Raw genomic sequence first — 21783 nt, 5'->3', positions numbered from 1 at the left:
ATTGATATAATTCAGTATGTTGTATGATTTATTGGGGCATGACAGGGAGGATGTTGGATGAAAAGAGCGGTATTTATTTCATGTTGTATAAAAACAACATGATAACAAAATAACAAAACTTTACATTTTAGCAAGCGGGGAATAGTCTGTGAATAGGTTAATGGTAATCGATGGGGGAGGGGGTTGTGTTAGAATTCGCCTGTAATCAATCTGCTGTCCCTGAAAGGATAAATATGGCTATCGTGAAAAATTCCGTAGTTTCTCTGCATTATGAAATGTATGATGTCAATAATCAGCTTCTGGATAAGACTGAAGAACCGATTGTATATTTACATGGCGGTTATGACGGTATTTTCCCTTTGGTGGAAGAGGCGTTGCACGGCAAGGGTGTCGGCGATACGATAGATGTGGTGCTTTCTCCAGATGATGCGTTCGGCGAGCAGGAGCCGGATTTGGTGCGTATCGAAGATGTCGGCGTGTTCCCTGTGGAGGTCGAAGTCGGCATGATGTTTGAAGCCGACGATCCGGAAACCGGCGAAGTTATTATTTACCGTGTAACCGATGTTGCCGACGGCAAGGCGGTAGTGGACGGCAACCATCCTTTGGCCGGTATGAAGATACGCTTTAAGGCAACGGTTGAAAGTGTGCGCGATGCATCTGATGAGGAAATCGCACACGGACATGTCCATGGCCCGCACGGTCATCACCATCATTGATGTGCCGGCAACTTGTCAATATTGGATGCCGTTTGAAAATGGTTTGCTCCGTTTCAGACGGCATTTTTCCGTATGGGGGTTAAATTATGTCGGTTAGGCATTATGAGAATTTTCCTGTCGGCTCATTGATTTTGCCGCGCAGGTTAAGAAAGCCGGTCCATGCTGTATATGCGTTTGCACGGACTGCGGATGATATGGCGGATGAGGGGGATTTTCCGATTGAGGAGAGGTTGGAAAATTTGGACGTATTGCGGCGCGAGTTGGATGTGTTGGCATCCGGCGGACAGTCTGCACATCCTTTGATTGCCCGGTTGGATGCCGAGGCTGTTGCACCGTTTGGTTTGGATTTACAGCCGTTTTATGATTTGCTTTCTGCATTTTCTCAGGATGTGGTTAAAACAAGGTATGGAAATTTTGGCGAACTGGTCGATTATTGCCGGCGTTCTGCCAATCCTGTCGGACGCATCATGTTGGCTTTATACGGAAAAACAGATGCGGTGAGCGTGGCGCAAAGCGACGGCATCTGTACGGCTTTGCAGCTTGTAAATTTTTGGCAGGATGTGGCTGTCGATTGGCGTAAAGGGCGTGTCTATATCCCTCAGGACGATTTGCTGAAATTTGGTGTTGCTGAAGAACAGATTGCGGCAGGCAGGGCGGATGCGGCGTTTCAACGTCTGATGGCCTTCCAATGCCGACGCGCATTCCGTATGCTGAGGGCCGGTTCCCCCTTGGCAAAGGAATTAAAGGGGCGAATCGGTTTGGAACTTCGTATGATTGTGTTGGGTGCGCAGATGATTTTGCAGAAACTGGATGCGTGTCGATATGATGTGTTTGCCCAGCGTCCCCTTTTGGACAAGAAAGATTGGCTGATTATGTTGAAACGTGCGGTATGGCGATAAGGCGGCATATTCGAACCGATATGCCGTCTGAAAAGGTTTGTTCGGTTTCAGACGGCATATTGCAACCGGTTCGATGCTCCTAGGAGATTTCGTGAGGGTTGGGTCTGGCATTGTCTTCAGCCCCCAAACCGACAAGCCTGCGTAACCTGGTCATGTAGGCGTTGACATCTAATCCTGTTCCGTAGCGCTGCGCCGTCCATAAGGTTTCTGCCAAGGCCTCCATCATGTCGTGTTCGGCTTTGAGCCAGCCGTTTTTGGCACACAATGTTTTATGGATGGCATGTATCCCGTGCGGTTGGTCTATGCCTGCCTGTTCTTGGATGGAAAGGTGCAGCGACATGTGAAGAAACGGGTTGCTTTCTCCGTTTTCCGGCAGCCAGCAGGTATCCAGATGGTTTTCAATATGTTCGAGGTAACGGTGGTATTCGGGATGTGCTTCGATAATGCGAAGAGCCTTTTGTTCTAATGCGCTCAGCTGTAACGGGCGGAGACGGTGTTCCCATACTTTGGCGAAAAATCGGCGGACATCGTGTGTATTTACATCATACATGGCGTATTATCAGGTAGGGTGTTTATAGGTTTGATCAATGGTGGTTTTACATAAATTAAATTCAGCAGTCAACCGCACCCTATATAATGTCGGAAATTTATCTGTCCGAAACGGGCTTGGTTATGAAAAAACTGATTTACTTTTTTACCTTATTTTTCGTTTTGTGCGGTCAGGCTTTTGCGCTGGACGCGAACGATTTGTTACCGCCGGAAAAGGCATTTGTGCCTCAGGTCAGCGTGGCGGATGATGGTGTAAACGTCCGCTTCAAGATTGCCGACGGATACTATATGTATCAGGCAAAAATTATCGCGCAAACCAATCCCGCGGGTTTGTTGGGCCAGCCTTCGTTTGGCAAGGGTGAGGAAAAAGAAGATGAGTTTTTCGGCAAACAGACGGTTTTTCATCAAGAGGCTCTGGTTGCCTTCCCATACACCAAACCTGTCGGCAAGCCGTATAAATTGGTCTTGACCTATCAAGGGTGTGCGGAAGCAGGTGTATGCTATCCGCCTGTAGATACGGAACTCGACATTTCCGGCAACGGTGTTTATCAGGCTCAGAGTGATGAACCTGTATCGGCAAAAGACCGGTTCCTGCAAAAAGAACCTTCAGGCGGTGAGCGTTCTACAAGTCCGAAAAATACTCCGGACAGCAGCCGTTTCAAACTGTCTTGGGATACGCTCAACGCCAATCTTTTGGCGTTTTTTCTCGCTGGTGTGGGCCTGAGCTTCACCGCCTGTATGTATCCTTTGCTTCCGATTGTTTCCAGCATCGTGGTTGGGGATAAAAAGGCGAGCAAGGGACGGGCATTTGCATTGACCGTCGTTTATGTTCAGGGGTTGGCGTTGACTTACACATTGGTCGGTATCATTGCCGGACTGACGGGTGCGCTGCTGACAGTTTGGCTCCAGCAGGCATGGGTGGTTTTGGCGGCATCGGCTTTAATGGTCATATTGGCGTTATCCATGTTCGGCCTGTTCAACATCCAACTGCCCAATGCCGTACAGTCATATTTTCAGAATCAAAGCAGCAGGCTTTCCGGCGGCAAGATAGTATCCGTTTTCGTAATGGGCATATTGTCCGCATTGATTGTCGGGCCGTGTGTCGCTCCGCCGCTGGCATTTGCTTTAGGTTACATCGGTCAGACGGGTGATGCGGTCCTCGGCGGTTTGGCACTTTATGTCTTGGCACTCGGTACCGGCGTACCGCTGATTATTATTGGTACATTCGGCGGACACATCCTCCCTAAAGCCGGCGACTGGATGAATGCCATCAAATACGCTTTCGGCTTTATCCTTTTGGCCGTAGCAGTTTATCTTGCCACACCGCATCTGCCTTATTATCTGGTAGTGGTGCTTTACACCCTTTTGATGCTGGTTCCGGCCTTTATGCTTTTGGGTAACGGACGCAAGCAGAAATGCCGTCTGAAAGCAGCGGCGTATGCATTTGGGGGCGTATTGTTGATAGGCGGTGTATGGTTCGGCTGGCAGAGTGCAAATGGGAAAACGACTGCACTTCACCATTTTCTGACGCTCAATCCGCCGTCTGGAGTAGGTAACCCTGCCGAACATGGAAAAATGTTTACCGATGTTGCGGCACTGAAAGTTGCAATGGCGGATGCATTGAAAGAATATCCCGATAAACCGGTTATCTTGGATTTTTATGCGGACTGGTGTATTTCCTGTAAAGAAATGGCGGCGTATACGCTCAATCAGCCGGAAGTTCATCAGGCAGTCGATATGGGACGATTCTTCCAAATCGATGTAACTACCAACACGCCGGATCATCAGGCATTATTGAAAGAATACGGATTGTTCGGGCCGCCGGGTGTATTTGTCGTCCGCGCGGACGGCAGCCACAGCGAACCGCTGTTGGGGTTTGTCAAAGCAGACAAGTTTATCGAGTGGTATGAACGGAACCGTTAATCCGATTTTTATAATGCCGTCTGAAATTTCAGACGGCATTTTATTTGGCAGGGCAATGCCCGCTATACACATGGAAACCGCCTGAAGATGTGAAAATCTTGTGTATAAGCCGGTTTGTCATTTGAAAATAAAGCAGAAAAAATAATTGATGGAAAAATAAGCAGTCAAAAGTAAACACAGGAAGTGTTTGCCGGTGTGTGTACCTTTTGTGGATAAATATTTTAAGAATATGTATTTTATAGAAAATAACGTATTGATTAAAAAATAGTCAGCTGCACGGTTTGAATGGGTGCCGATAAGTGCCGATACCTTGAAGCCATCAAGTGTGTATTGTTTGGCATTAGGATAGAAAAAAACTGCCTCTGTTTCCAGAGGCAGTTTGCGTGCGGATTGAATCTTACAAACCGCTCAAGCGAGCGGTATCGTGTGCAATCATCAATTCTTCATTGGTCGGAATCACAACGGCAACGGCCGTGCTATCGGCTGTCGTAATTACGCCTGCGTTACCGAAGCGTGCCTTCAGGTTGGCCTCGTGGTCGGCTTTCAGACCGAGGAAGCCCAAGTAGCCGAGTACGCGCTCACGGATGATGTCGGAGTTTTCGCCGATACCACCGGTGAAGACGAGTACGTCCAGACCGCCAGCAGCCACAGCCATGCTGCCGATGTATTTGGCGAGGCGGTAGATGAAGACGTCCAGGGCGAGTTTCGCGCCGGGATGGCCTTTACCGGATTCTTCTTCGATAGTGCGGCAGTCGTTGGACAGGCCGGACAAACCGAGCAGGCCGGATTTTTTGTTCAGCATCTCGGTTACTTCTTTGACGGACATGTCGGCATTATCGGCCAGGAAACCGAATACGGCAGGATCGATGTCGCCGCTGCGCGTACCCATTACGAGGCCTTCCAGCGGTGTCAGGCCCATGCTGGTGTCGCGTGATTCGCCGTTGGCGACGGCGGTAATGGATGCGCCGTTACCCAGGTGGGCGATGACCATGCGCAGGTCTTTTTTGTCTTTGCCGAGGAAGCGTGCGGTTTCGTCAGCAACGAAGCGGTAGCTGGTACCGTGCGCGCCGTAGCGGCGCAGGCCGTATTTTTCATAGTATTCTTGCGGAATGGCGTATTTGTAGGCGTGTTCCGGCATGGTTTGGTGGAAGGCGGTGTCAAAAACGACGACGTTGGGCAGGCCTTTGAAAATGCTTTGTGCGGCACGCAGACCCAAGAGGTGGGCGGGGTTGTGCAGAGGGGCGAGCGGGATGCATTTTTCGATACCGGCAATGACTTCGTCGTCAACGAGGATGGATTCGCTGTACAGTTCGCCGCCGCTGACGACGCGGTGACCGATGGCGCCGATGCGGCTATCGAGGCCGTGGGCTTTGAGTTCTTCCATCAGGGCTTCGACTGCGCCGGTGTGGTCGGGCTTGGCAGACAGGTCGACTTTGTGTTTTTCGCCGTTTACTTTGAATGTGATGTACGCGTCGGGCAGGTTGAGTTTTTCGGCAAGGCAGCTGAGCAGCACTTCGCCGCTATTGTTATCTAAGACTGCACCTTTGAGGGACGAGCTGCCGCAGTTCAAAACCAAGATTAATTTTTGGGACATTTTCTAGCTCCGGAAAGTTTCAGACGGCATTGGAGTCGGACCCGGATACTAACCAAGTCCCGTGCCGAAACCGTTTTGCTTTCCTTGACGGGAAAGTAGTGGGGCCGGCTGAAACGGTTGATGAATAAAAACGCGCTATTTTATCAAAAAACAGTTGCGGCTGCTTGGCTTAATCGGGAGTTTGCGTGAAAATGGCGGAAGTTGGGTATTTTGACGGGGAAGGGAAAATATGCGGTATGTCGGTATTTTTCGAGGTTGCGGAGAGGGTTCTTTGCGTTTTTCCCGTTCAAGCTGGTACATTCACCCTGTTTTTAGTTGATGCCGTCTGAAAAAGGCGGGTGGGGAATTTATGCATTATTTCAGTATTCATGACCAATCTGGACAGCATATAGGCTTCTTTGTCTTGCTTGCCGATGATGAGTCGGAGGCACGGCCACAGAGCGGACGTTTTGCCGTTAAATTGGAAGATGGGGCGGGCAACCATGTCCTTTCGCCGTTCGGTCAGACGGAAGTTCCCCAGTATTGGCGTGTCGTCAAAGACCGTATCGAGCTGTTTTTTGACGAAGCGGCCGTAGGGACTTTACGCAATGAGTATTTGAACGTGTCGGGGCAGACTTTTATTCTGACCGACCTGACCGGAGCGGTGTGATGGAAAGTATGTTTATACTGGTGCCTATCAGCATTATTTTGGCATTTGTTATCGGCTGGTTTTTTTGGTGGTCGGGTAAAAACGGGCAGTTTGACGACTTGGAAGGACCGGCGCACCGCATTCTGATGGATGATGATTCGACAAGTAAACTGACTGAAAGAAAAGAGGAAAAAGATGAGTGCTAAGGGCGGGGGGCAGCCTTTGTTCCGCAGCCGCCGTTTTGCCCCGCTTTTCGGCACGCAGTTTCTCGGCGCGTTCAACGACAATGTGTTCAAAACCGCGCTGTTTGTGATGATCAGCTTTTACGGTTTGGGAAAAAACGGCTTCCTGCCTGCAGGACAGATGTTGAATTTGGGTGCATTGCTGTTTATCCTGCCGTATTTCCTGTTTTCTGCACTGTCGGGACAGTTGAGCAATAAATTCGATAAGGCTGTTTTGGCACGTTGGATTAAGGTGCTGGAAATGATCATTATGGCAGTGGCGGCATACGGGTTTTATATCCGGTCTGCCCCGCTGCTTTTGGCCTGTCTGTTTTGCATGGGCGCCCAATCGACGCTGTTTGGCCCGCTGAAATACGCCATCCTGCCGGATTACCTCAACGACAAAGAGCTGATTATGGGAAACAGCCTGATTGAATCCGGTACGTTTATCGCCATCCTGTTCGGTCAGATACTGGGGACTGCGGTGGCAGGTGCGCCGCCTTATATTGTTGGGATACTGGTTTTGCTGGTCGCCGTCGGAGGGACGGTCAGCAGCCTGCTTATGCCGTCCGTACCCGCCAAAGCAGCAGATACGGAAATCGAGTGGAATATTGTCCGGGGTACAAAATCCCTGCTTCGTGAAACGGTGCGGTACAAACCCGTCTTTACCGCCATTATCGGTATTTCGTGGTTTTGGTTTGTCGGCGCGGTCTATACTACGCAACTGCCGACCTTTACCCAAATCCATTTGGGCGGCAACGACAATGTTTTTAACCTGATGCTTGCTTTGTTTTCCATCGGTATTGCAGCCGGTTCGGTACTGTGTGCCAAGTTCAGCAGGGAACGCCTAATGTTGGGTTGGGTAACGGTTGGTGCGTTCGGTTTGACGGTTTGCGGCCTGGTTTTGGTGTGGCTGACGCACGGTCATCGTTTTGAAGGGCTGAACGGCATTTTCTGGTTCCTGTCGCAAGGATGGGCATACCCCGTCATGCTGGTGATGCTGCTGATCGGCTTTTTCGGCGGTTTCTTCTCCGTCCCGCTCTATACTTGGCTGCAAACCGCCAGCAGTGAAACTTTCCGTGCCCACGCTGTTGCCGCCAACAATATCATTAACGGTATCTTTATGGTTTCCGCCGCCGTTTTGAGTGCGGTACTGCTGTTTTTGTTTGACAGCATTTCCTTGTTGTATCTGATTGTCGCTTTGGGCAATATTCCGTTGTCGGTATTTTTGGTAAAACGTGAAAGGCAGTTTTTAGGCGTAGTGGCGGCAATCAGGAAAAAACGTTGAATGCCGTCTGAAAAGTTTGTCCCCGCAATACACAATACGCCTGCCCAATGTTGTGAACACACTGTGAATAAGTGGGTTTGTGCATTGAAATAAAAACAAAAAAATGCTCTGCCTAAAAAATAGTCAGCCAATGTAAAACCGAAGAAAGAAAACAGACATGATTAAACGACAGATTATCCTCGATACCGAAACCACCGGTCTGTATGCCGACGGCGGCGACCGCTTGGTCGAGTTTGCCGGTCTGGAAATGGTCAACCGCCAAATGACCGACAAAAACCTGCACCTCTACATCCATCCCGAGCGCGATATGCCTGAAGAGGCGGCGAGGGTGCACGGTCTGACGATAGAGGTTTTGGAAGGGAAAAACGCCCCACCTTTTGCCCGGGTCGGCAGGCAGATTGCCGATTTCCTGCGCGGTGCGGAGTTGATTATCCACAATGCGAAATTCGACGTAGGCTTCCTCAATATGGAGTTCCGCCGGATGGGTCTGCCGACCGTCGAGGAACTCGGCTGTACTATTACCGATACTTTGTCAATGGCGCGCGAGATGTTTCCGGGGCAGAAGGCCAGTCTGGATGCTTTGTGCAACCGTTTTTCCGTCGACCGCAGCAAGCGCGTTCTGCACGGCGCACTGATTGACTGCGAGCTTTTGGGCGAGGTCTATCTTGCCATGACACGCCAGCAGTTCGACTTGATGGGGGAGGCAGAGGAGGAAGGGCCAGCAGCCAAACCGGTTGCATCTGCCGAAATGAAACTCGGTGCCAAACTGAAAGTGATTAAGGCAGATGAAGCCGAACTGGCTGCACATGAAGAATATCTCGACGGCTTGGGCGAGTCCTGTATTTGGCGTAAGGAAGCCGTGCCGTCTGAAAACGGCGGGGAAAACGCATGAAGCGCAAAAATATCGCGCTGATTCCCGCTGCGGGCGTCGGTTTGCGTTTTGGTGCTGGTAAGCCTAAGCAATATGTCGAAATCGGTGGAAAAACGGTTCTGGAGCATACGGTTTGCATTTTTCAAAATCATCCGTCCATCGATATGACGGTTGTTATCGTATCGCCGGAAGATGTTCTTGCCGATGGTTTTCAGATGGCATTTGCCGGTGTGGAAGTCTGGAAAATCGGAGGGCGGACACGTGCCGAAACCGTCCGCAACGGTGTGGCAAAACTGTTGGAAACCGGCTTGGCATCGGCGGATGACAATATTTTGGTGCATGATGCCGCGCGTTGCTGCCTGCCGTCTGAAGCATTGACGCACCTGATTATGCAGGCGGGAAATTTGGAACAGGGCGGTATTTTGGCGGTTCCCGTTGCAGATACGCTCAAGCGTGCGGACGGTGGGCATATTAGTGCAACCGTTGAGCGGACGGGCCTTTGGCAGGCGCAAACGCCCCAGCTTTTCCGTGCCGGGCTGCTGTACCGCGCATTGACTGCGGAAAACTCGGATGGCGTTACCGATGAAGCATCCGCCGTAGAAAAATTGGGCATCCGGCCTTTGCTGGTGCAGGGCGATGTATGCAACTTGAAGCTGACGCAGCCTCAGGACGAGCGGCTGGTCAGGCTGCTGCTCAATGCCGTCTGAAATTTAATCAAGTCATCAGGAACAAAAATTATGACGAATATCCGTATCGGGCAGGGTTATGATGTCCATCAGCTGACAGAAGGCAGGGATTTGATACTCGGAGGCGTGAAGATTCCGTTTGAGAAAGGGTTGCTCGGACATTCCGATGCCGATGCGCTGTTGCACGCCATTACCGACGCTCTGCTCGGTGCGGCAGGTTTAGGCGATATCGGCAGCCATTTCCCCGATACCGCCTCAGAGTTTAAAGATGCGGACAGCCGCGCCCTGCTGCGCGAGGCCTATCGGAGCGTTGAAGTTAAGGGGTGGCGTGTCGTCAATGTCGATACGACCGTGATTGCACAGAAACCCAAACTCGCGCCGCACATCCCTCAAATGCGGGCAAACATCGCCGCCGATTTGGGCATAGATGTTTCATGTGTCAACATTAAAGGGAAAACCAACGAAAAACTCGGTTATCTCGGGCGCATGGAAGGCATAGAGGCGCAGGCGGCGGTATTGCTGGCGCATATTTGAATACGATGATAACAATCGGGCATAACATGCAAAAAAAATGTTAAGATTCCGGTTGTTTGTTGATACGGTTTCCCAAAGGACAAAAATATGGCAACACAAGACGAACTTAAGCGCATTGCAGCGGAAAAGGCAGTCGAATTCGTACCTGAAAACGAATATATCGGCATCGGTACCGGTTCGACCATCAATTTCTTCATCGAAGCCTTGGGTAAGAGCGGCAAAAAAATTAAAGGCGCGGTATCTACTTCCAAAAAATCCAGCGAACTGCTTGCACGGTACGACATTCCCGTCGTTTCTTTGAACGAAGTGTCCGGTTTGGCGGTCTATATCGACGGTGCGGACGAAGTCAACCACGCCCTGCAAATGATTAAAGGTGGCGGCGGTGCGCACCTCAACGAGAAAATTGTCGCCAGCGCATCAGAAAAATTCATCTGCATTGCGGACGAAAGCAAATATGTTTCACGTTTGGGCAAATTCCCTCTGCCTGTGGAAGTCGTCGAAAGCGCGCGTTCGCTCGTGTCGCGCCGCCTGCTTGCCATGGGCGGGCAGCCCGAACTGCGTATCGGCTATACCACTTTCTACGGTAACCAAATTGTCGATGTCCACGGTTTGAATATCGATCAACCATTGACGATGGAAGATGAAATCAACAAAATCACCGGCGTACTCGAAAACGGAATATTCGCCCGCGATGCCGCCGACGTGTTGATTTTGGGGACGGCAGCAGGTGCGAAAGTCATTTATCCCTGCCAAGGGTAAATTTCAGACAAAAATGCCGTCTGAAAGGCTTTGCCCGGTTCAGACGGCATCACCGTACGAATGATATGCAGATTAGAAAAATCATGAAATGGCTTCCCGTCGTCTTGTCTCTTTTAGGTGCTTTGGGTTATACGGGGTACGACAGCGAACCGGTGCGAACCGCCATCGCCGTACTCAACGGAGCGGGTGTGCAGGAAGGTGCGGATTGGAGCGGAACGCCGGAGCACCGTCAGACATCGGCAAAATCCGGGCGCAGCTACAAAGGTACGGTGTCTAAAGTCTATGACGGCGACACCCTGCACGTTATCGATGTTAACGGCGCAAAGCACAAAATCCGTATGGCGTATATCGATGCGCCGGAGATGAAACAGGCTTACGGTACACGTTCGCGCGATAACCTGCGGACGGCGGCGGAGGGCAGGAAAGTCAGCGTACGTGTGTTTGAAACCGACCGCTATCAGCGCGAAGTGGCGCAGGTATCCGCCGGCAAAACCGATTTGAACCTGATGCAGGTTGAGGACGGGGCTGCATGGCATTACGAAAGCTATGCCAGGAAACAGCAGGATAAGGCAGATTTTGCCGATTATGCGGATGCACAGAATCGGGCAAAAAAAGACCGTAAAGGTTTGTGGAAAGACAAAAAACCGCAGGCACCGTGGGCATACCGCAAAGCCGGGAGAAACGGCGGAAGCAACAGGGATTGGGCAGATACCGTGGGCGAATGGTTGGGAATCCGGTAAGAATGCCGTCTGAAAACTTTCGGAGGATATCCGCGGCGCAAGCGCAAAGTTGCCGTTTGCCTCGATAAAAAAGTCCAAAAAGCGGTTTTTACGGTAGAATGGCAGATTATTTTGAAACGGCGGCAGTTTCGCCGGTTTTTGATACGGACACTATATGGATTTTCGTTTTGATATTATTTACGAATACCGCTGGATGTTCCTTTATGGCGCACTGACGACACTGGGGCTGACGGTCGTGGCGACCTCGGGCGGTTCGGTATTAGGATTGCTTTTGGCGTTGGCGCGCCTGATTCACTTGGAAAAAGCCAGTGCGCCGATGCGTGCTTTGGCATGGGTGCTGCGTAAGTTTTCCCTGTTGTACGTTACCTTGTTCCGCGGTACGCCGCTGTTTGTTCAAATTGTGATTTGGGCATATGTGTGGTTTCCGTTTTTCGTCCACCCTTCAGACGGCATTTTGGTCAGCGGGGAAGCGGCAATCGAGTTGCGTCGGGGATACGGTCCTTTGATTGCCGGTTCGTTGGCTCTGGTTGCCAACTCTGGAGCATATATTTGTGAAATTTTCCGTGCCGGCATCCAGTCTATCGACAAAGGGCAGATGGAGGCTGCGCGTTCTTTGGGTATGACCTATCCGCAAGCCATGCGCTATGTGATTCTGCCGCAGGCATTGCGCCGTATGCTGCCGCCTTTGGCAAGCGAATTTATCACATTGCTGAAAGACAGTTCCCTGTTGTCGGTGATTGCTGTGGCGGAGTTGGCCTATGTTCAGAATACGATTACGGGCCGGTACTCGGTTTATGAAGAACCGCTTTATACCGTCGCCCTGATTTATCTTCTGATGACGACTTTCTTAGGCTGGATATTCCTGCGTTTGGAAAACCGTTACAATCCGCAACACCGTTGATAGAGGTGATACGCAAAGAGGCTGCTTCGGCAGCCTTTTTTAATGCCGTTTGACGGATTTGGGGACGGTATTTGCTTGCGGCGGCGTACCTCTGTGGAGAATGTAGGTTGTGTAATCGACCGGATATATCGGTCAGATGTGGCATTAGTCCCTGTTTTTATGTTTAGGCTTGCTATTTACCCAAAGTCTCGGGGCGGCTTCTAATCTAAATTTCTACAAGAAATCAAATAGAAAGATGTGTTGTTGCAATTGGCAGACTGAACGGGATATGTAGAAAAGCCGTCTGAAACGGTATTCAGACGGCTTTCATTTTGACTATGGAGATGAGTCTTACATCACGTCCAACACATCAATGCCTAACAATTCCAGACCTTGTTTCAGCGTGTCACCGGTCAGTTTCGCCAGTTGCAGGCGGCTGTTGCGGGTTGCGCCTTCGGCTTTGAGTATCGGGCAGGCTTCGTAGAAGCGGCTGAACAAGGTAGCGATTTGATAGAGGTAGGCAGCGAGATAGTGCGGATACGCGGTATCTGCCACGCTTTGCAGTACGTCTTCAAATTTCAGCAGCTCGGCAGCCAGTTGCTTTTCCAAAGGTTCGGTCAAAACGGTTAGCGCAGTTGCGTCCCATTCGCCGGCTTTGCGGAACACGCTTTGTACGCGGGTGTAGGCGTATTGCAGGTAAGGGGCGGTGTTGCCTTCAAACGAGAGCATGGCGTCCCAGTCGAACACATAATCGCTGGTACGGTTTTTGCTCAAATCGGCGTATTTGACCGCGCCGATGCCGACGGTTTTGCCGATTTTGGCGGCTTCGTCCGCGCCCAATTCGGGATTTTTTTCTTTCACCAAAGCGGTGGCGCGCTCGACGGCTTCGGTCAGCAGATCAACCAGTTTCACGGTGTCGCCGCTGCGTGTTTTGAACGGTTTGCCGTCTTTGCCCATCATGGTGCCGAAGCCGATAAACTCGGCTTTTGCATCTTCTGGCAGATAGCTTGCTTTGCGTGAAGTGGTGAAAAGTTGTTCGAAGTGCAGGGCTTGGCGGTGGTCGACGACGTACAGCAGGCGGTCGGCTTTCAGACGGCCTATGCGGTAGCGCAGACACGCCAAATCGGTGGAGGCGTAGAGGAAGCCGCCGCCTTGTTTTTGCACGATAAATGCGGCGGGTTCGCCTTCTTTGTTTTTGAATTCCTCCAAGAACACGACTTTCGCGCCGTCGTCTTCGACCGCTAGACCTTTTTGAACCAAATCATCGACCACGGTTTGCAAATCGTCGTTGTATTTCGATTCGCCCGCCACGTCTTCAGGGCGCAGTTTCAAGCCCAGCGTGTCGTAAACGGCTTGGGCGTGCGAGAGCGAAATATCGACAAACTGTTTCCACAATGCCAATACGGTTTCATCGCCGCCTTGCAGCTTCACAACGTATTCGCGCGCGATGTCGGCAAAGGCAGGGTCTTCGTCAAAGCGTACTTTGGCGGCGCGGTAAAACTGCTCCAAATCCGCCAGCTCGAACGCGGCGTTGTCTTTTTGCTGCTTGACCAAATAAGCGACCAACATGCCGAACTGCGTACCCCAGTCGCCGACGTGGTTTTGGCGGACGACGGTGTTGCCCATAAATTCCAACACGCGCGAAATGCTGTCGCCGATGATGCTGGAACGCAGGTGGCCGACGTGCATTTCCTTCGCCAGATTGGGTGAGGAATAGTCGATGACGACGGTTTGCGGTTTGTCGGTTTTCGCTATGCCGAAACGCGCGTCGTTTAAGGCAGCATGAATGTTCTGAGCGAGGAAGTCAGGACGCAGGCGCAGGTTGATGAAGCCCGGGCCGGCTACTTCCGCGCTTTCAATCACGGCGTTGTCGGCCAATGCTTCGGCGACCTTTTGCGCCAATTCGCGCGGATTTTGTTTGGCTTTTTTCGCCGCACCCATCACGCCGTTGATTTGGAAATCGCCGTGTTCGGCGTTTTTGGTCGGCTGCAAAACAATAGGGCTGTCGGCGATGCCTGCGGCAGCAAAGGCGGCGACGGCTTCGTGTTCGACGGTTTGGTGTAGGTTCATGAAGTTCGGTCTTTCGGTTAAATTCAAATCAGGCGGTATTTTAAAAGAATTTGTACGGCAGCAATAGGAATTGTGGGATTGTTGCCGGGGACTAGGATGTTTGTACGGCGGGAACGCCGAATACCTGCCTCAGGTAGGCAAGGAAGGTATTGTTGTTGGTCATGGTTTTTCCGGGGGAATCGGAGAGCTTGGCGACGGACTGACCGTTGCATTCGACCAGTTTCAACACGATATTCAAAGGCGTATGTCCCATATCGTTAGTCAGGTTGGTGCCTATGCCGAAACTGGTTTTGAAGCGGTCTTTGAAATATTGGTGCAAAGCCCAAGATCGGTCGATATCCAGTCCGTCGGAGAAGGTCAGCATTTTGGTTCGGCTGTCGATTTTGAGTTTTTTATAGTGTGTGTAGGCTTTGTCCCCCCATTCGTAGGGGTCTCCGCTATCATGCCGCAAACCGTCGAAGAGCTTGGCGAAATAAAGGTCGAAATCGCGCAGGAAGGCATCCATGCCGACCACGTCGGTCAATGCGATACCGAGGTCGCCGCGGTATTCGTGTACCCAGCTTTCGAGCGCGGCTTTTTGGAAATTCCGCAATTGTACGTCGAGGGCCTGGAATGCCTGCAGGAACTCGTGCGCCATGGTGCCGATGGGGGTAATGCCGAGTTTTTTGGCGAGATAAACGTTGCTGGTCCCGCGTACGATGCCGGGGGCGGCTTCAAGCAGGGTGCGTATGACGTGTTCCTGCCATGGGAGGTTGTAGCGGCGGCGTGTGCCGAAGTCGGAAATCAGGAAGGGCGGATCGTCCGGATTCTGTGTGGCGGCTATTTCTTTCAGACGCGCGGCTTTGGCTTGAAGCCGGCGTTCGCCTTCTTCTATGACCGCAGGGGTTTCCAGGCGGCGGAAGTAAAGTTCGTTGACAATGGCAAGGATGAAGATTTCAAAGAACATCGCTTGAATCATGGGGCCTTCGATACGGATGTTCAGACGGCCTTCGGCATCGGTGCCGACTTCGACAAAGCGGCGCTGGAGCTGGAAGAGTTCGAGATAGTCGACAAAATCGCTTTTAATGAAACGCAGGCTGCGGAGGTAGCCGAGTTCGTCATGGGTGAAGCGCAGTTGGCAGAGTGAGTCAAGTTCCTTTTCCAAGTCTTCCTTGATATCGGCAAGCGGATAGGGAGTTGAGGCATTGCGGCATCGGAATTCGTAAAGGCTGTGTGTCTGCGGAAACTGGTGCAGAACCACTTGCAGCATAGTGAATTTGTAGAGATCGGTGTCAAGAAGTGAATGTATGATGCCTGTCATGCGGCGGTTCTCCCGGTTTCTGGTGGCGGCTTAGGACGTATTAGAACACATCACATTTGCACTGTGTACCGAAAATGCCGTCTGAAGGTCTTTCAGACGGCATGGTTTCAGGATTTTTTCCTTACGGCCGCATTGAGCAGGCAGCCTAAGGCAAAGCAGGTTAAAGAGGGAATAATCCAACCCAGTCCTATGCTGTATAGGGGAAGGGCTTTGTCGATGGCTTTTGCTGCCGTTTCGCTGAAACCGAAGGCGGTTTTGTATGCATCGAGCAGGCCGACCGCCAGTGCGGGCATTATGGTGCAGAAATAGACGATGCGGCTGCTGCCGAACAGCCTGTCGGTCAGGGCCAGCAGGATGAGTACAATGGTCAGCGGATAAAGCAGCATGAGCATGGGGACGGAAATCTGCAGGATGGCTGACAGACCCTTGTTTGTCAAGACAATGGAAACCAGCGTATTGATGATGACGAAGGTTTTGTAGGAAATGCCCGGACAGAGACGGTTGAAATATTCGGCGCATGAGGTAACCAAGCCGACAGCGGTGGTCAGGCAGGCAAGCAGTACGATAACGCCCAGCAGCAGGTTGCCGCCCAGTCCGAAATAGTATTGTGCCGATTTCGACAATACCAGCGCACCGTTTTCCTGTAAACCGATTCCCGCCACACTGGTTGCCCCCATATAGCCTATCAGCAGGTAAACTGCAGCAAGGCAGCCTGCAGCCATCAGGCCTGATATGGCGGTGGTTTTCAGCAGGTCCGAACGGTTGTCGACACCCATGGCGCGGACGGCGTCGATAACGATAATGGCAAAGACGAGTGAGGCGAGGGCGTCCATCGTGCCGTAGCCTTCCAAAATGCCTTTAATCATCGGGCGGACGGCAAAATCACCTTGTGCGGCAAGCGGTGCGCCGATAGGGTTGAGTGCGGCATAACCGACCAATACGGCGATGGTCAGCAGGAGTGCGGGCGTCAGGATTTTTCCGATGCGGTCAACCAATTTGCCCGGAGACATCGAAAGCCAGTAAGTCAGCCCGAAAAAAAGCAGGCTGAATACTGCCTGAGCCATATTCGGGGAAAGATTGCCGATCAGCGGTAAAACGGCGATTTCAAAGGAAACCGTCGCCGTCCGAGGCATGGCGAACAGCGGACCGATGGCAAGGTAGAGGGAGGCGGCAAACGCTACGCCGTACCAGGGCGCGACACGCGAGGCGAGTGCTTCGACATCACGGGAACCCGAGTAGCCGATGGCGATTACGCCCAATAGCGGCAGGCCTGCGCCGGTCAATAAGAAGCCGGGCATGGAAATCAGCCAGTTTTCTCCCGCCTGTTGGCCGAGATACGCTGGATAGATGAGGTTGCCTGCGCCGAAAAACAGGGCAAACAGCATGAGTCCGACCGCCCATAATGAGGCTTGGTTTTGTTTGCTTGTCATCATGTTCCTTTTTAAATAGGTCAATCCGGTGTTTCTGTCCCGGTCGTGCCGTCTGAATGCGCCCCTTCATGATGGAGGCTGATTCGGATTTCTCCGAAACTGTCTTCCTGTACGATTCCGACCAATCCTTCTTTGGCAAGCTCCAACAGTGCGATGAAGTTAACGACCACGTAAGCCACACCCTGTTCGGGATTGAACAGGTCGTGAAACCTGCATATTCCGTGTCCGTTCAAACGGCGCAGGATTGCCGTCATTTGTGCTCGCACGGAGATGGTTTCTTTGATCACTTCGTGGCTGCGCGTATGTTTTGCCCGAGACAAAATACCCAGCCACGCTTGCGTCAAGTCGGTAATATAGACTTCGGGCAGCTTGGCTTCGACGGCAATTTCCAGAGGTAGGTATGCCCATGCGAAATCCCTGCCTGCACGAGGAAGTGCATCCAATCCTTGTGCCGCCAGCTTCATCTGTTCATAAGCCAACAGGCGGCGTACCAGCTCGGCACGCGGGTCGACCTCGCCTTCCTCGATTTCCTCGGGGCGTGGCAGCAGCAGGCGGGATTTGATTTCAACCAGCATGGCCGCCATAAGCAGGTATTCCGCCGCCAAATCAAACTGATATGCTTCCATTTGGGCAATATAGTGCAGATACTGTTCGGTAATCTTCACCATCGGAATATCCAGTACGTCGATATTCTGTTTGCGGATCAGATACAGCAGTAGATCCAAAGGGCCTTGGAAGCTGCCCAATACGACTTTCAATGCATCGGGCGGAATAAACAAATCCTGGGGCAAATCGGTAACGGGTTGACCGAATACCCATGCGACAGTGTGCTCGGATGGTGCGGATAGGGCAGGGATGGGCGGCATGGCGTGAATCGAATAATGCATTTTAATATAAGTTAACAAAAGAAAACAATCCGCCGGCATTCACGCGTAATGTGGTCGGGCAGATGTTCAGACGGCATTTTATTTTTTGCCTGCGATGTGTTCCACCACCGCCTGTGCGCAATATAGTCCGAACGAAGCGGTAACGAGCATGCTTGCACCGTAGCCCGCGCATGACAACCCCTGAGGTGCGGCATCTGCCGAACAAGCCTCCCCAGACTGTGGCGGCACGATATTTTCGGTCGAATACACGCAAGGCACGCGCATTTTTGCTTTCGTATCGCGGCTGAATTCGTAGCGTTTCCGTAAGGTATAGCGCAGGTTGGCAAGCAAAGGGTCGTGTGTGGTGCGGCTTAAGTCGGCGGTTTGAATCAGGGCGGGATTTTTCTGTCCGCCTGCGCCGCCGCTGATGATAAAAGGCTGACGGTTTTTCACAAAATAAGCAGCCATTGCCGCTTTGACGCGGACTTGGTCGATGGCGTCAATGACGAAATCAAAGCCCTTGCCAAATAGGGTTTCGATATTGTCTTCGCTGACAAAATCTTCAATTTCAAATACTTGGCATTCTGGGTTAATTTGGGCGACGCGTTCGCGCAAGGCGGTAACTTTCGCCTTGCCGAAGTCGTCGGTCAGGGCGTGCAGCTGGCGGTTGACATTGGATTCGGCGACATTGTCCAAATCAATCAGGGTTAAATGTCCAATGCCCGTCCTTGCCAAAGCTTCGACAGCCCAAGAGCCGACTCCGCCTACGCCGACCACGCAAACGTGAGCGCGGGCAAAGTGTGAGAGAGCTTCATCTCCGTAGAGCCGTGCAATGCCTCCGAAGCGTCGCGAAGAAGTCAAACCGGTATCGGACATGGTCAAATCCAGGGGAAGTCGGAAATAAATAAACAGAAGACGGCAGAACTGTCCGTCCGAGCCGCACATTATACTGGAAAGCGGGCGCGCTGTTGTATAAAACCTGACGGCGGGTCTATAATGAAACGGCGCAGACTGCCTTTGCGCAAACCTGAAGAGACGGCACCGTGAGACGGTGCAAAAGGAGAATACGATATGTACAAACATCTGGTCGTTGCCGTTGACGGCAGTGAAACTTCCATCAATGCCCTGAAACATGCCGCCGAACTTGCAGGAGTCAACAGCGCGCGCCTGACTTTGGTGCACGTTGCCAATCCTGCCGAATATATGGCGCTTGCTCCTGAATTTTTGCAACACGAGAGTTACGAGGCAGCCGCCATTGCACAAGGTAACGAGGTTTTGGATAATGCCGAGCGGAGTGCCCGCGAACTGGGGGTTGGAAATACGGTCAAACATCTCTTGGTGGCGAATAAAGGCGCGCGCGAAATGGCACAGGATTTGGTCGATTATGCCGATGAAAACGGTGCCGACCTGCTGGTGTTGGGTACGCATGGACGTACCGGGCTGATGCACCTTTTGATGGGTAGTTTTGCCGAAACGGTAATGCGCCAAAGCCACCTGCCGCTTTTGATTATCCGCAGCAAAGCCGAAGAGGCGTAGAAATTTTCAGTTTGAAGGCCTTAAATGTGATTTTTCATATTTAAGGCTTTTTAATTTATCTGTTTTTAACGGGAGGGCAGTATGCCTGATTACATCCGCACCTCACGCGCCGCCGACAGCCTGCGCGATATCAAAATCACCCCTCATTTCCTGCCGCATACGGACGGTTCGTGTCTTATTGAATGCGGTAATACCAAAGTTATCTGTACCGCTTCCGTGGATGAAAATGTCCCACCGTTTTTGCGCGGTAAAAACCAAGGCTGGGTAACGGCAGAATACGGGATGCTGCCTGCGTCCACCGCTTCCCGGATGCGCCGCGAAGCTTCGGTGGGCAAACAGTCCGGGCGTACTCAGGAAATCCAGCGCCTTATCGGACGGTCGCTGCGCGCGGTCGTGGATATGGAAAAACTCGGCGAACGCCAAATCCTGATTGACTGCGACGTGATTCAGGCAGACGGCGGTACGCGTACGGCATCTATTACCGGCGCATTTGTGGCACTGCACATTGCCGTCGGAAAGCTGATTTCAGACGGCATATTGACTGAAAATCCGATTCGTGAGGCCGTTGCCGCCATATCCGTCGGCATAGTCGGTGGAGTGCCGCTTTTAGATTTAGATTATCCTGAAGATTCCGGTTGCGACAGTGATGTGAATATCGTTATGACCGCATCGGGGAAAATCATCGAAATACAGGGGACGGCGGAAGGCGCGCCATTCAGTTTGGAAGAATTGGGCAAACTGATCGGACTGGCCGAACAAGGCATAAGAGAGCTGGTGCGATATCAGCAAAATGCATTGTCCGTTGCTTAATTATTGTCCGTATGCCGTCTGAAAACCGTTCAGACGGCATTTTGTCGGCAATATGAAACAACAGGCATTTGCAGGGCAGGTTTCGAAAAGGGTCGGAGAAATCTTTGCCCGTTCTTGAACTCTGTATAAAAAATAGTAATAATAAGCCCTTTTCCAGCAAACCATGCTGCCCGACCAACCCTACACAAGAAAGCACGAAACATGGCGTTAATCGTACATAAATACGGCGGCACATCCGTAGGCTCGCCCGAACGCATTAAAAACGTAGCCAAACGTGTCGCTAAAGCCCGCGCCGAAGGACACGATATCGTCGTTGTCGTATCCGCCATGAGCGGCGAAACCAACCGTCTGGTTGCGTTGGCGCACGAAATGCAGGAGCATCCCGATCCGCGCGAGCTGGACGTCGTCTTAGCTACCGGCGAACAAGTAACCATCGGCCTTTTGGCAATGGCATTGAAGGATATCGGCGTGGATGCCAAAAGCTACACAGGCTGGCAGGTCGCCCTTAAAACCGATACTGCCCACACCAAAGCCCGCATCGAAAGCATTGATGACGAAAAAATGCGCGCCGACCTCGCTGATGGCAAAGTCGTCATCGTTGCCGGCTTCCAAGGCATCAGCAGTGAAGGCAATATTTCCACGCTCGGACGCGGCGGTTCCGACACTTCCGCCGTTGCGCTCGCTGCAGCCCTCAAAGCGGACGAATGCCAAATCTATACCGATGTAGACGGCGTTTACACCACCGACCCCCGCGTCGTACCCGAAGCGCGCCGCATGGATACGGTTACATTTGAAGAAATGATTGAACTGGCCAGCCTCGGTTCGAAAGTTTTGCAAATCCGTTCAGTAGAATTCGCCGGAAAATACAAAGTGCGCCTGCGCGTACTGAGCAGCCTGCAAGACGGCGGCAACGGCACCTTAATTACCTTTGAAGAGGACGACAACATGGAAAGAGCTGCCGTAACCGGTATCGCATTCGATAAAAACCAAGCCCGCATCAACGTGCGCGGCGTACCCGACAAGCCCGGCGTTGCCTATCAGATTTTAGGCGCAGTTGCCGATGCTAACATCGAAGTCGATATGATTATCCAAAATGTCGGCAGCGAAGGCACAACCGATTTTTCTTTCACCGTACCGCGCGGAGATTACAAACAGACTTTGGAAATCCTGTCGGAACGTCAAGACAGTATCGGCGCGGCTTCTATCGACGGCGACGACACCGTGTGCAAAGTCTCCGCAGTCGGTTTGGGTATGCGTTCGCACGTTGGCGTAGCCGCCAAAATCTTCCGTACCCTTGCAGAAGAAGGCATCAACATCCAAATGATTTCAACTTCTGAAATCAAAGTTTCCGTATTGATTGATGAAAAATATATGGAACTGGCAACCAGGGTATTGCATAAAGCCTTTGATTTGGGCTGATTGCCTGAGTCGGTGTCTAATTAGCAACGGCACAGCCTTTATCGGGCTGTGCCGTTTTGTATGC

The 21783-nt window shown here is 51.7% G+C and carries 22 protein-coding genes; 15 read left to right on the top strand and 7 right to left on the bottom strand.

Going from position 1 to position 21783, the window contains the following annotated elements:
- Positions 1-233: 233 nt before the first annotated feature.
- Positions 234-716, top strand: coding sequence for a peptidylprolyl isomerase (locus tag BBW69_RS06460; protein WP_188210791.1), 483 nt, complete (start codon positions 234-236; stop codon positions 714-716).
- 86 nt (positions 717-802) lie between these two features.
- A complete protein-coding gene (gene hpnC, locus BBW69_RS06455) occupies positions 803-1615 on the top strand; it encodes a squalene synthase HpnC (protein WP_188210790.1) in 813 nt (270 codons plus the stop codon).
- Between the two features lie 79 nt (positions 1616-1694).
- Here hpnC and BBW69_RS06450 read toward each other — a convergent pair whose 3' ends face one another.
- Entirely contained in the window at positions 1695-2165 is a 471-nt protein-coding gene (locus tag BBW69_RS06450) for a DUF1841 family protein (protein WP_107960802.1), read from the bottom strand.
- Positions 2166-2251: 86 nt separating this feature from the next.
- Between BBW69_RS06450 and dsbD the strand changes: the two genes are divergently transcribed.
- Positions 2252-4087 carry a protein-disulfide reductase DsbD gene (gene dsbD / locus BBW69_RS06445; RefSeq protein WP_188210789.1) on the top strand — a complete coding sequence of 612 codons (1836 nt, stop codon included), beginning with the start codon at positions 2252-2254 and terminating at the stop codon, positions 4085-4087.
- A 397-nt stretch (positions 4088-4484) separates the two neighbouring features.
- Here the strand turns inward: dsbD and BBW69_RS06440 are convergent, their stop codons facing one another.
- Entirely contained in the window at positions 4485-5681 is a 1197-nt protein-coding gene (locus BBW69_RS06440) for an acetate kinase (protein WP_108043829.1), read from the bottom strand.
- Positions 5682-6030: 349 nt separating this feature from the next.
- Between BBW69_RS06440 and BBW69_RS06435 the strand changes: the two genes are divergently transcribed.
- The 9 genes from BBW69_RS06435 to BBW69_RS06395 all read left to right on the top strand — a co-directional run bounded on the left by BBW69_RS06435 (position 6031) and on the right by BBW69_RS06395 (position 12309).
- On the top strand, positions 6031-6330 hold the full coding sequence (locus tag BBW69_RS06435; RefSeq protein WP_003674790.1) for a hypothetical protein: 300 nt from the start codon (positions 6031-6033) through the stop codon (positions 6328-6330).
- Positions 6330-6515 (top strand): cbb3-type cytochrome oxidase assembly protein CcoS, encoded by a 186-nt coding sequence (gene ccoS, locus BBW69_RS06430; protein WP_188210788.1) that lies wholly within the window; start codon positions 6330-6332, stop codon positions 6513-6515. Before BBW69_RS06435 ends, ccoS begins: the two co-directional genes overlap by 1 nt.
- A complete protein-coding gene (locus BBW69_RS06425) occupies positions 6505-7818 on the top strand; it encodes an MFS transporter (RefSeq protein WP_003674784.1) in 1314 nt (437 codons plus the stop codon). The genes ccoS and BBW69_RS06425 overlap by 11 nt, the downstream gene beginning before the upstream one ends.
- Before the next feature lie 157 nt (positions 7819-7975).
- Positions 7976-8710 carry a DNA polymerase III subunit epsilon gene (gene dnaQ / locus BBW69_RS06420; RefSeq protein ID WP_003674783.1) on the top strand — a complete coding sequence of 245 codons (735 nt, stop codon included), beginning with the start codon at positions 7976-7978 and terminating at the stop codon, positions 8708-8710.
- Positions 8707-9396: a 2-C-methyl-D-erythritol 4-phosphate cytidylyltransferase gene (gene ispD / locus BBW69_RS06415; RefSeq protein ID WP_107960808.1), complete on the top strand. Its 690-nt coding sequence runs from the start codon at positions 8707-8709 to the stop codon at positions 9394-9396. Before dnaQ ends, ispD begins: the two co-directional genes overlap by 4 nt.
- A gap of 30 nt (positions 9397-9426) precedes the next feature.
- The gene (gene ispF, locus BBW69_RS06410; RefSeq protein WP_107960809.1) at positions 9427-9909 is read left to right on the top strand and encodes a 2-C-methyl-D-erythritol 2,4-cyclodiphosphate synthase; all 483 of its coding nucleotides are present in this window, start codon (positions 9427-9429) and stop codon (positions 9907-9909) included.
- 87 nt (positions 9910-9996) lie between these two features.
- On the top strand, positions 9997-10668 hold the full coding sequence (gene rpiA / locus BBW69_RS06405; protein WP_188210787.1) for a ribose-5-phosphate isomerase RpiA: 672 nt from the start codon (positions 9997-9999) through the stop codon (positions 10666-10668).
- A gap of 65 nt (positions 10669-10733) precedes the next feature.
- Positions 10734-11408 (top strand): thermonuclease family protein, encoded by a 675-nt coding sequence (locus BBW69_RS06400; protein ID WP_188210786.1) that lies wholly within the window; start codon positions 10734-10736, stop codon positions 11406-11408.
- 154 nt (positions 11409-11562) lie between these two features.
- Positions 11563-12309, top strand: coding sequence for an amino acid ABC transporter permease (locus BBW69_RS06395; protein ID WP_107996605.1), 747 nt, complete (start codon positions 11563-11565; stop codon positions 12307-12309).
- Positions 12310-12639: 330 nt separating this feature from the next.
- Here BBW69_RS06395 and argS read toward each other — a convergent pair whose 3' ends face one another.
- The 5 genes from argS to BBW69_RS06370 all read right to left on the bottom strand — a co-directional run bounded on the left by argS (position 12640) and on the right by BBW69_RS06370 (position 18830).
- The gene (gene argS / locus BBW69_RS06390; protein ID WP_188210785.1) at positions 12640-14358 is read right to left on the bottom strand and encodes an arginine--tRNA ligase; all 1719 of its coding nucleotides are present in this window, start codon (positions 14356-14358) and stop codon (positions 12640-12642) included.
- Between the two features lie 91 nt (positions 14359-14449).
- A complete protein-coding gene (pncB, locus tag BBW69_RS06385) occupies positions 14450-15658 on the bottom strand; it encodes a nicotinate phosphoribosyltransferase (RefSeq protein WP_107996607.1) in 1209 nt (402 codons plus the stop codon).
- 107 nt (positions 15659-15765) lie between these two features.
- On the bottom strand, positions 15766-17091 hold the full coding sequence (gene brnQ / locus BBW69_RS06380) for a branched-chain amino acid transport system II carrier protein (protein WP_188210784.1): 1326 nt from the start codon (positions 17089-17091) through the stop codon (positions 15766-15768).
- Between the two features lie 17 nt (positions 17092-17108).
- Complete coding sequence (locus BBW69_RS06375) at positions 17109-17954, bottom strand: ScpA family protein (RefSeq protein ID WP_107860096.1); 846 nt, start codon at positions 17952-17954, stop codon at positions 17109-17111.
- A 99-nt stretch (positions 17955-18053) separates the two neighbouring features.
- Entirely contained in the window at positions 18054-18830 is a 777-nt protein-coding gene (locus tag BBW69_RS06370; protein WP_107860097.1) for a ThiF family adenylyltransferase, read from the bottom strand.
- 195 nt (positions 18831-19025) lie between these two features.
- On the opposite strand from BBW69_RS06370, the gene BBW69_RS06365 reads away from it, so the two are divergent.
- The 3 genes from BBW69_RS06365 (at position 19026) to BBW69_RS06355 (ending at position 21719) form a co-directional block, all read left to right on the top strand.
- Entirely contained in the window at positions 19026-19490 is a 465-nt protein-coding gene (locus tag BBW69_RS06365; protein ID WP_003674753.1) for a universal stress protein, read from the top strand.
- Positions 19491-19571: 81 nt separating this feature from the next.
- Positions 19572-20300, top strand: coding sequence for a ribonuclease PH (gene rph, locus BBW69_RS06360; RefSeq protein WP_107859766.1), 729 nt, complete (start codon positions 19572-19574; stop codon positions 20298-20300).
- A gap of 201 nt (positions 20301-20501) precedes the next feature.
- On the top strand, positions 20502-21719 hold the full coding sequence (locus BBW69_RS06355) for an aspartate kinase (protein WP_003674745.1): 1218 nt from the start codon (positions 20502-20504) through the stop codon (positions 21717-21719).
- Positions 21720-21783: the final 64 nt, after the last annotated feature.

Source organism: Neisseria sp. RH3002v2f (assembly GCF_014596375.1).
Taxonomy (GTDB): Bacteria; Pseudomonadota; Gammaproteobacteria; order Burkholderiales; family Neisseriaceae; genus Neisseria; species Neisseria cinerea.
The sequence above is the reverse complement of the archived record's forward strand: the minus strand, read 5'-3'. Positions and strand labels throughout refer to the sequence as shown.

Bases quoted from the DNA above. Each gene is read 5' to 3' on its own strand.
- BBW69_RS06460 (WP_188210791.1), top strand. From the start codon at position 234: ATGGCTATCGTGAAAAATTCCGTAGTTTCTCTGCATTATGAAATGTAT.
- hpnC (WP_188210790.1), top strand. From the start codon at position 803: ATGTCGGTTAGGCATTATGAGAATTTTCCTGTCGGCTCATTGATTTTG.
- BBW69_RS06450 (WP_107960802.1), bottom strand. From the start codon at position 2,165: ATGTATGATGTAAATACACACGATGTCCGCCGATTTTTCGCCAAAGTA.
- dsbD (WP_188210789.1), top strand. From the start codon at position 2,252: ATGTCGGAAATTTATCTGTCCGAAACGGGCTTGGTTATGAAAAAACTG.
- BBW69_RS06440 (WP_108043829.1), bottom strand. From the start codon at position 5,681: ATGTCCCAAAAATTAATCTTGGTTTTGAACTGCGGCAGCTCGTCCCTC.
- BBW69_RS06435 (WP_003674790.1), top strand. From the start codon at position 6,031: ATGCATTATTTCAGTATTCATGACCAATCTGGACAGCATATAGGCTTC.
- ccoS (WP_188210788.1), top strand. From the start codon at position 6,330: ATGGAAAGTATGTTTATACTGGTGCCTATCAGCATTATTTTGGCATTT.
- BBW69_RS06425 (WP_003674784.1), top strand. From the start codon at position 6,505: ATGAGTGCTAAGGGCGGGGGGCAGCCTTTGTTCCGCAGCCGCCGTTTT.
- dnaQ (WP_003674783.1), top strand. From the start codon at position 7,976: ATGATTAAACGACAGATTATCCTCGATACCGAAACCACCGGTCTGTAT.
- ispD (WP_107960808.1), top strand. From the start codon at position 8,707: ATGAAGCGCAAAAATATCGCGCTGATTCCCGCTGCGGGCGTCGGTTTG.
- ispF (WP_107960809.1), top strand. From the start codon at position 9,427: ATGACGAATATCCGTATCGGGCAGGGTTATGATGTCCATCAGCTGACA.
- rpiA (WP_188210787.1), top strand. From the start codon at position 9,997: ATGGCAACACAAGACGAACTTAAGCGCATTGCAGCGGAAAAGGCAGTC.
- BBW69_RS06400 (WP_188210786.1), top strand. From the start codon at position 10,734: ATGCAGATTAGAAAAATCATGAAATGGCTTCCCGTCGTCTTGTCTCTT.
- BBW69_RS06395 (WP_107996605.1), top strand. From the start codon at position 11,563: ATGGATTTTCGTTTTGATATTATTTACGAATACCGCTGGATGTTCCTT.
- argS (WP_188210785.1), bottom strand. From the start codon at position 14,358: ATGAACCTACACCAAACCGTCGAACACGAAGCCGTCGCCGCCTTTGCT.
- pncB (WP_107996607.1), bottom strand. From the start codon at position 15,658: ATGACAGGCATCATACATTCACTTCTTGACACCGATCTCTACAAATTC.
- brnQ (WP_188210784.1), bottom strand. From the start codon at position 17,091: ATGATGACAAGCAAACAAAACCAAGCCTCATTATGGGCGGTCGGACTC.
- BBW69_RS06375 (WP_107860096.1), bottom strand. From the start codon at position 17,954: ATGCCGCCCATCCCTGCCCTATCCGCACCATCCGAGCACACTGTCGCA.
- BBW69_RS06370 (WP_107860097.1), bottom strand. From the start codon at position 18,830: ATGTCCGATACCGGTTTGACTTCTTCGCGACGCTTCGGAGGCATTGCA.
- BBW69_RS06365 (WP_003674753.1), top strand. From the start codon at position 19,026: ATGTACAAACATCTGGTCGTTGCCGTTGACGGCAGTGAAACTTCCATC.
- rph (WP_107859766.1), top strand. From the start codon at position 19,572: ATGCCTGATTACATCCGCACCTCACGCGCCGCCGACAGCCTGCGCGAT.
- BBW69_RS06355 (WP_003674745.1), top strand. From the start codon at position 20,502: ATGGCGTTAATCGTACATAAATACGGCGGCACATCCGTAGGCTCGCCC.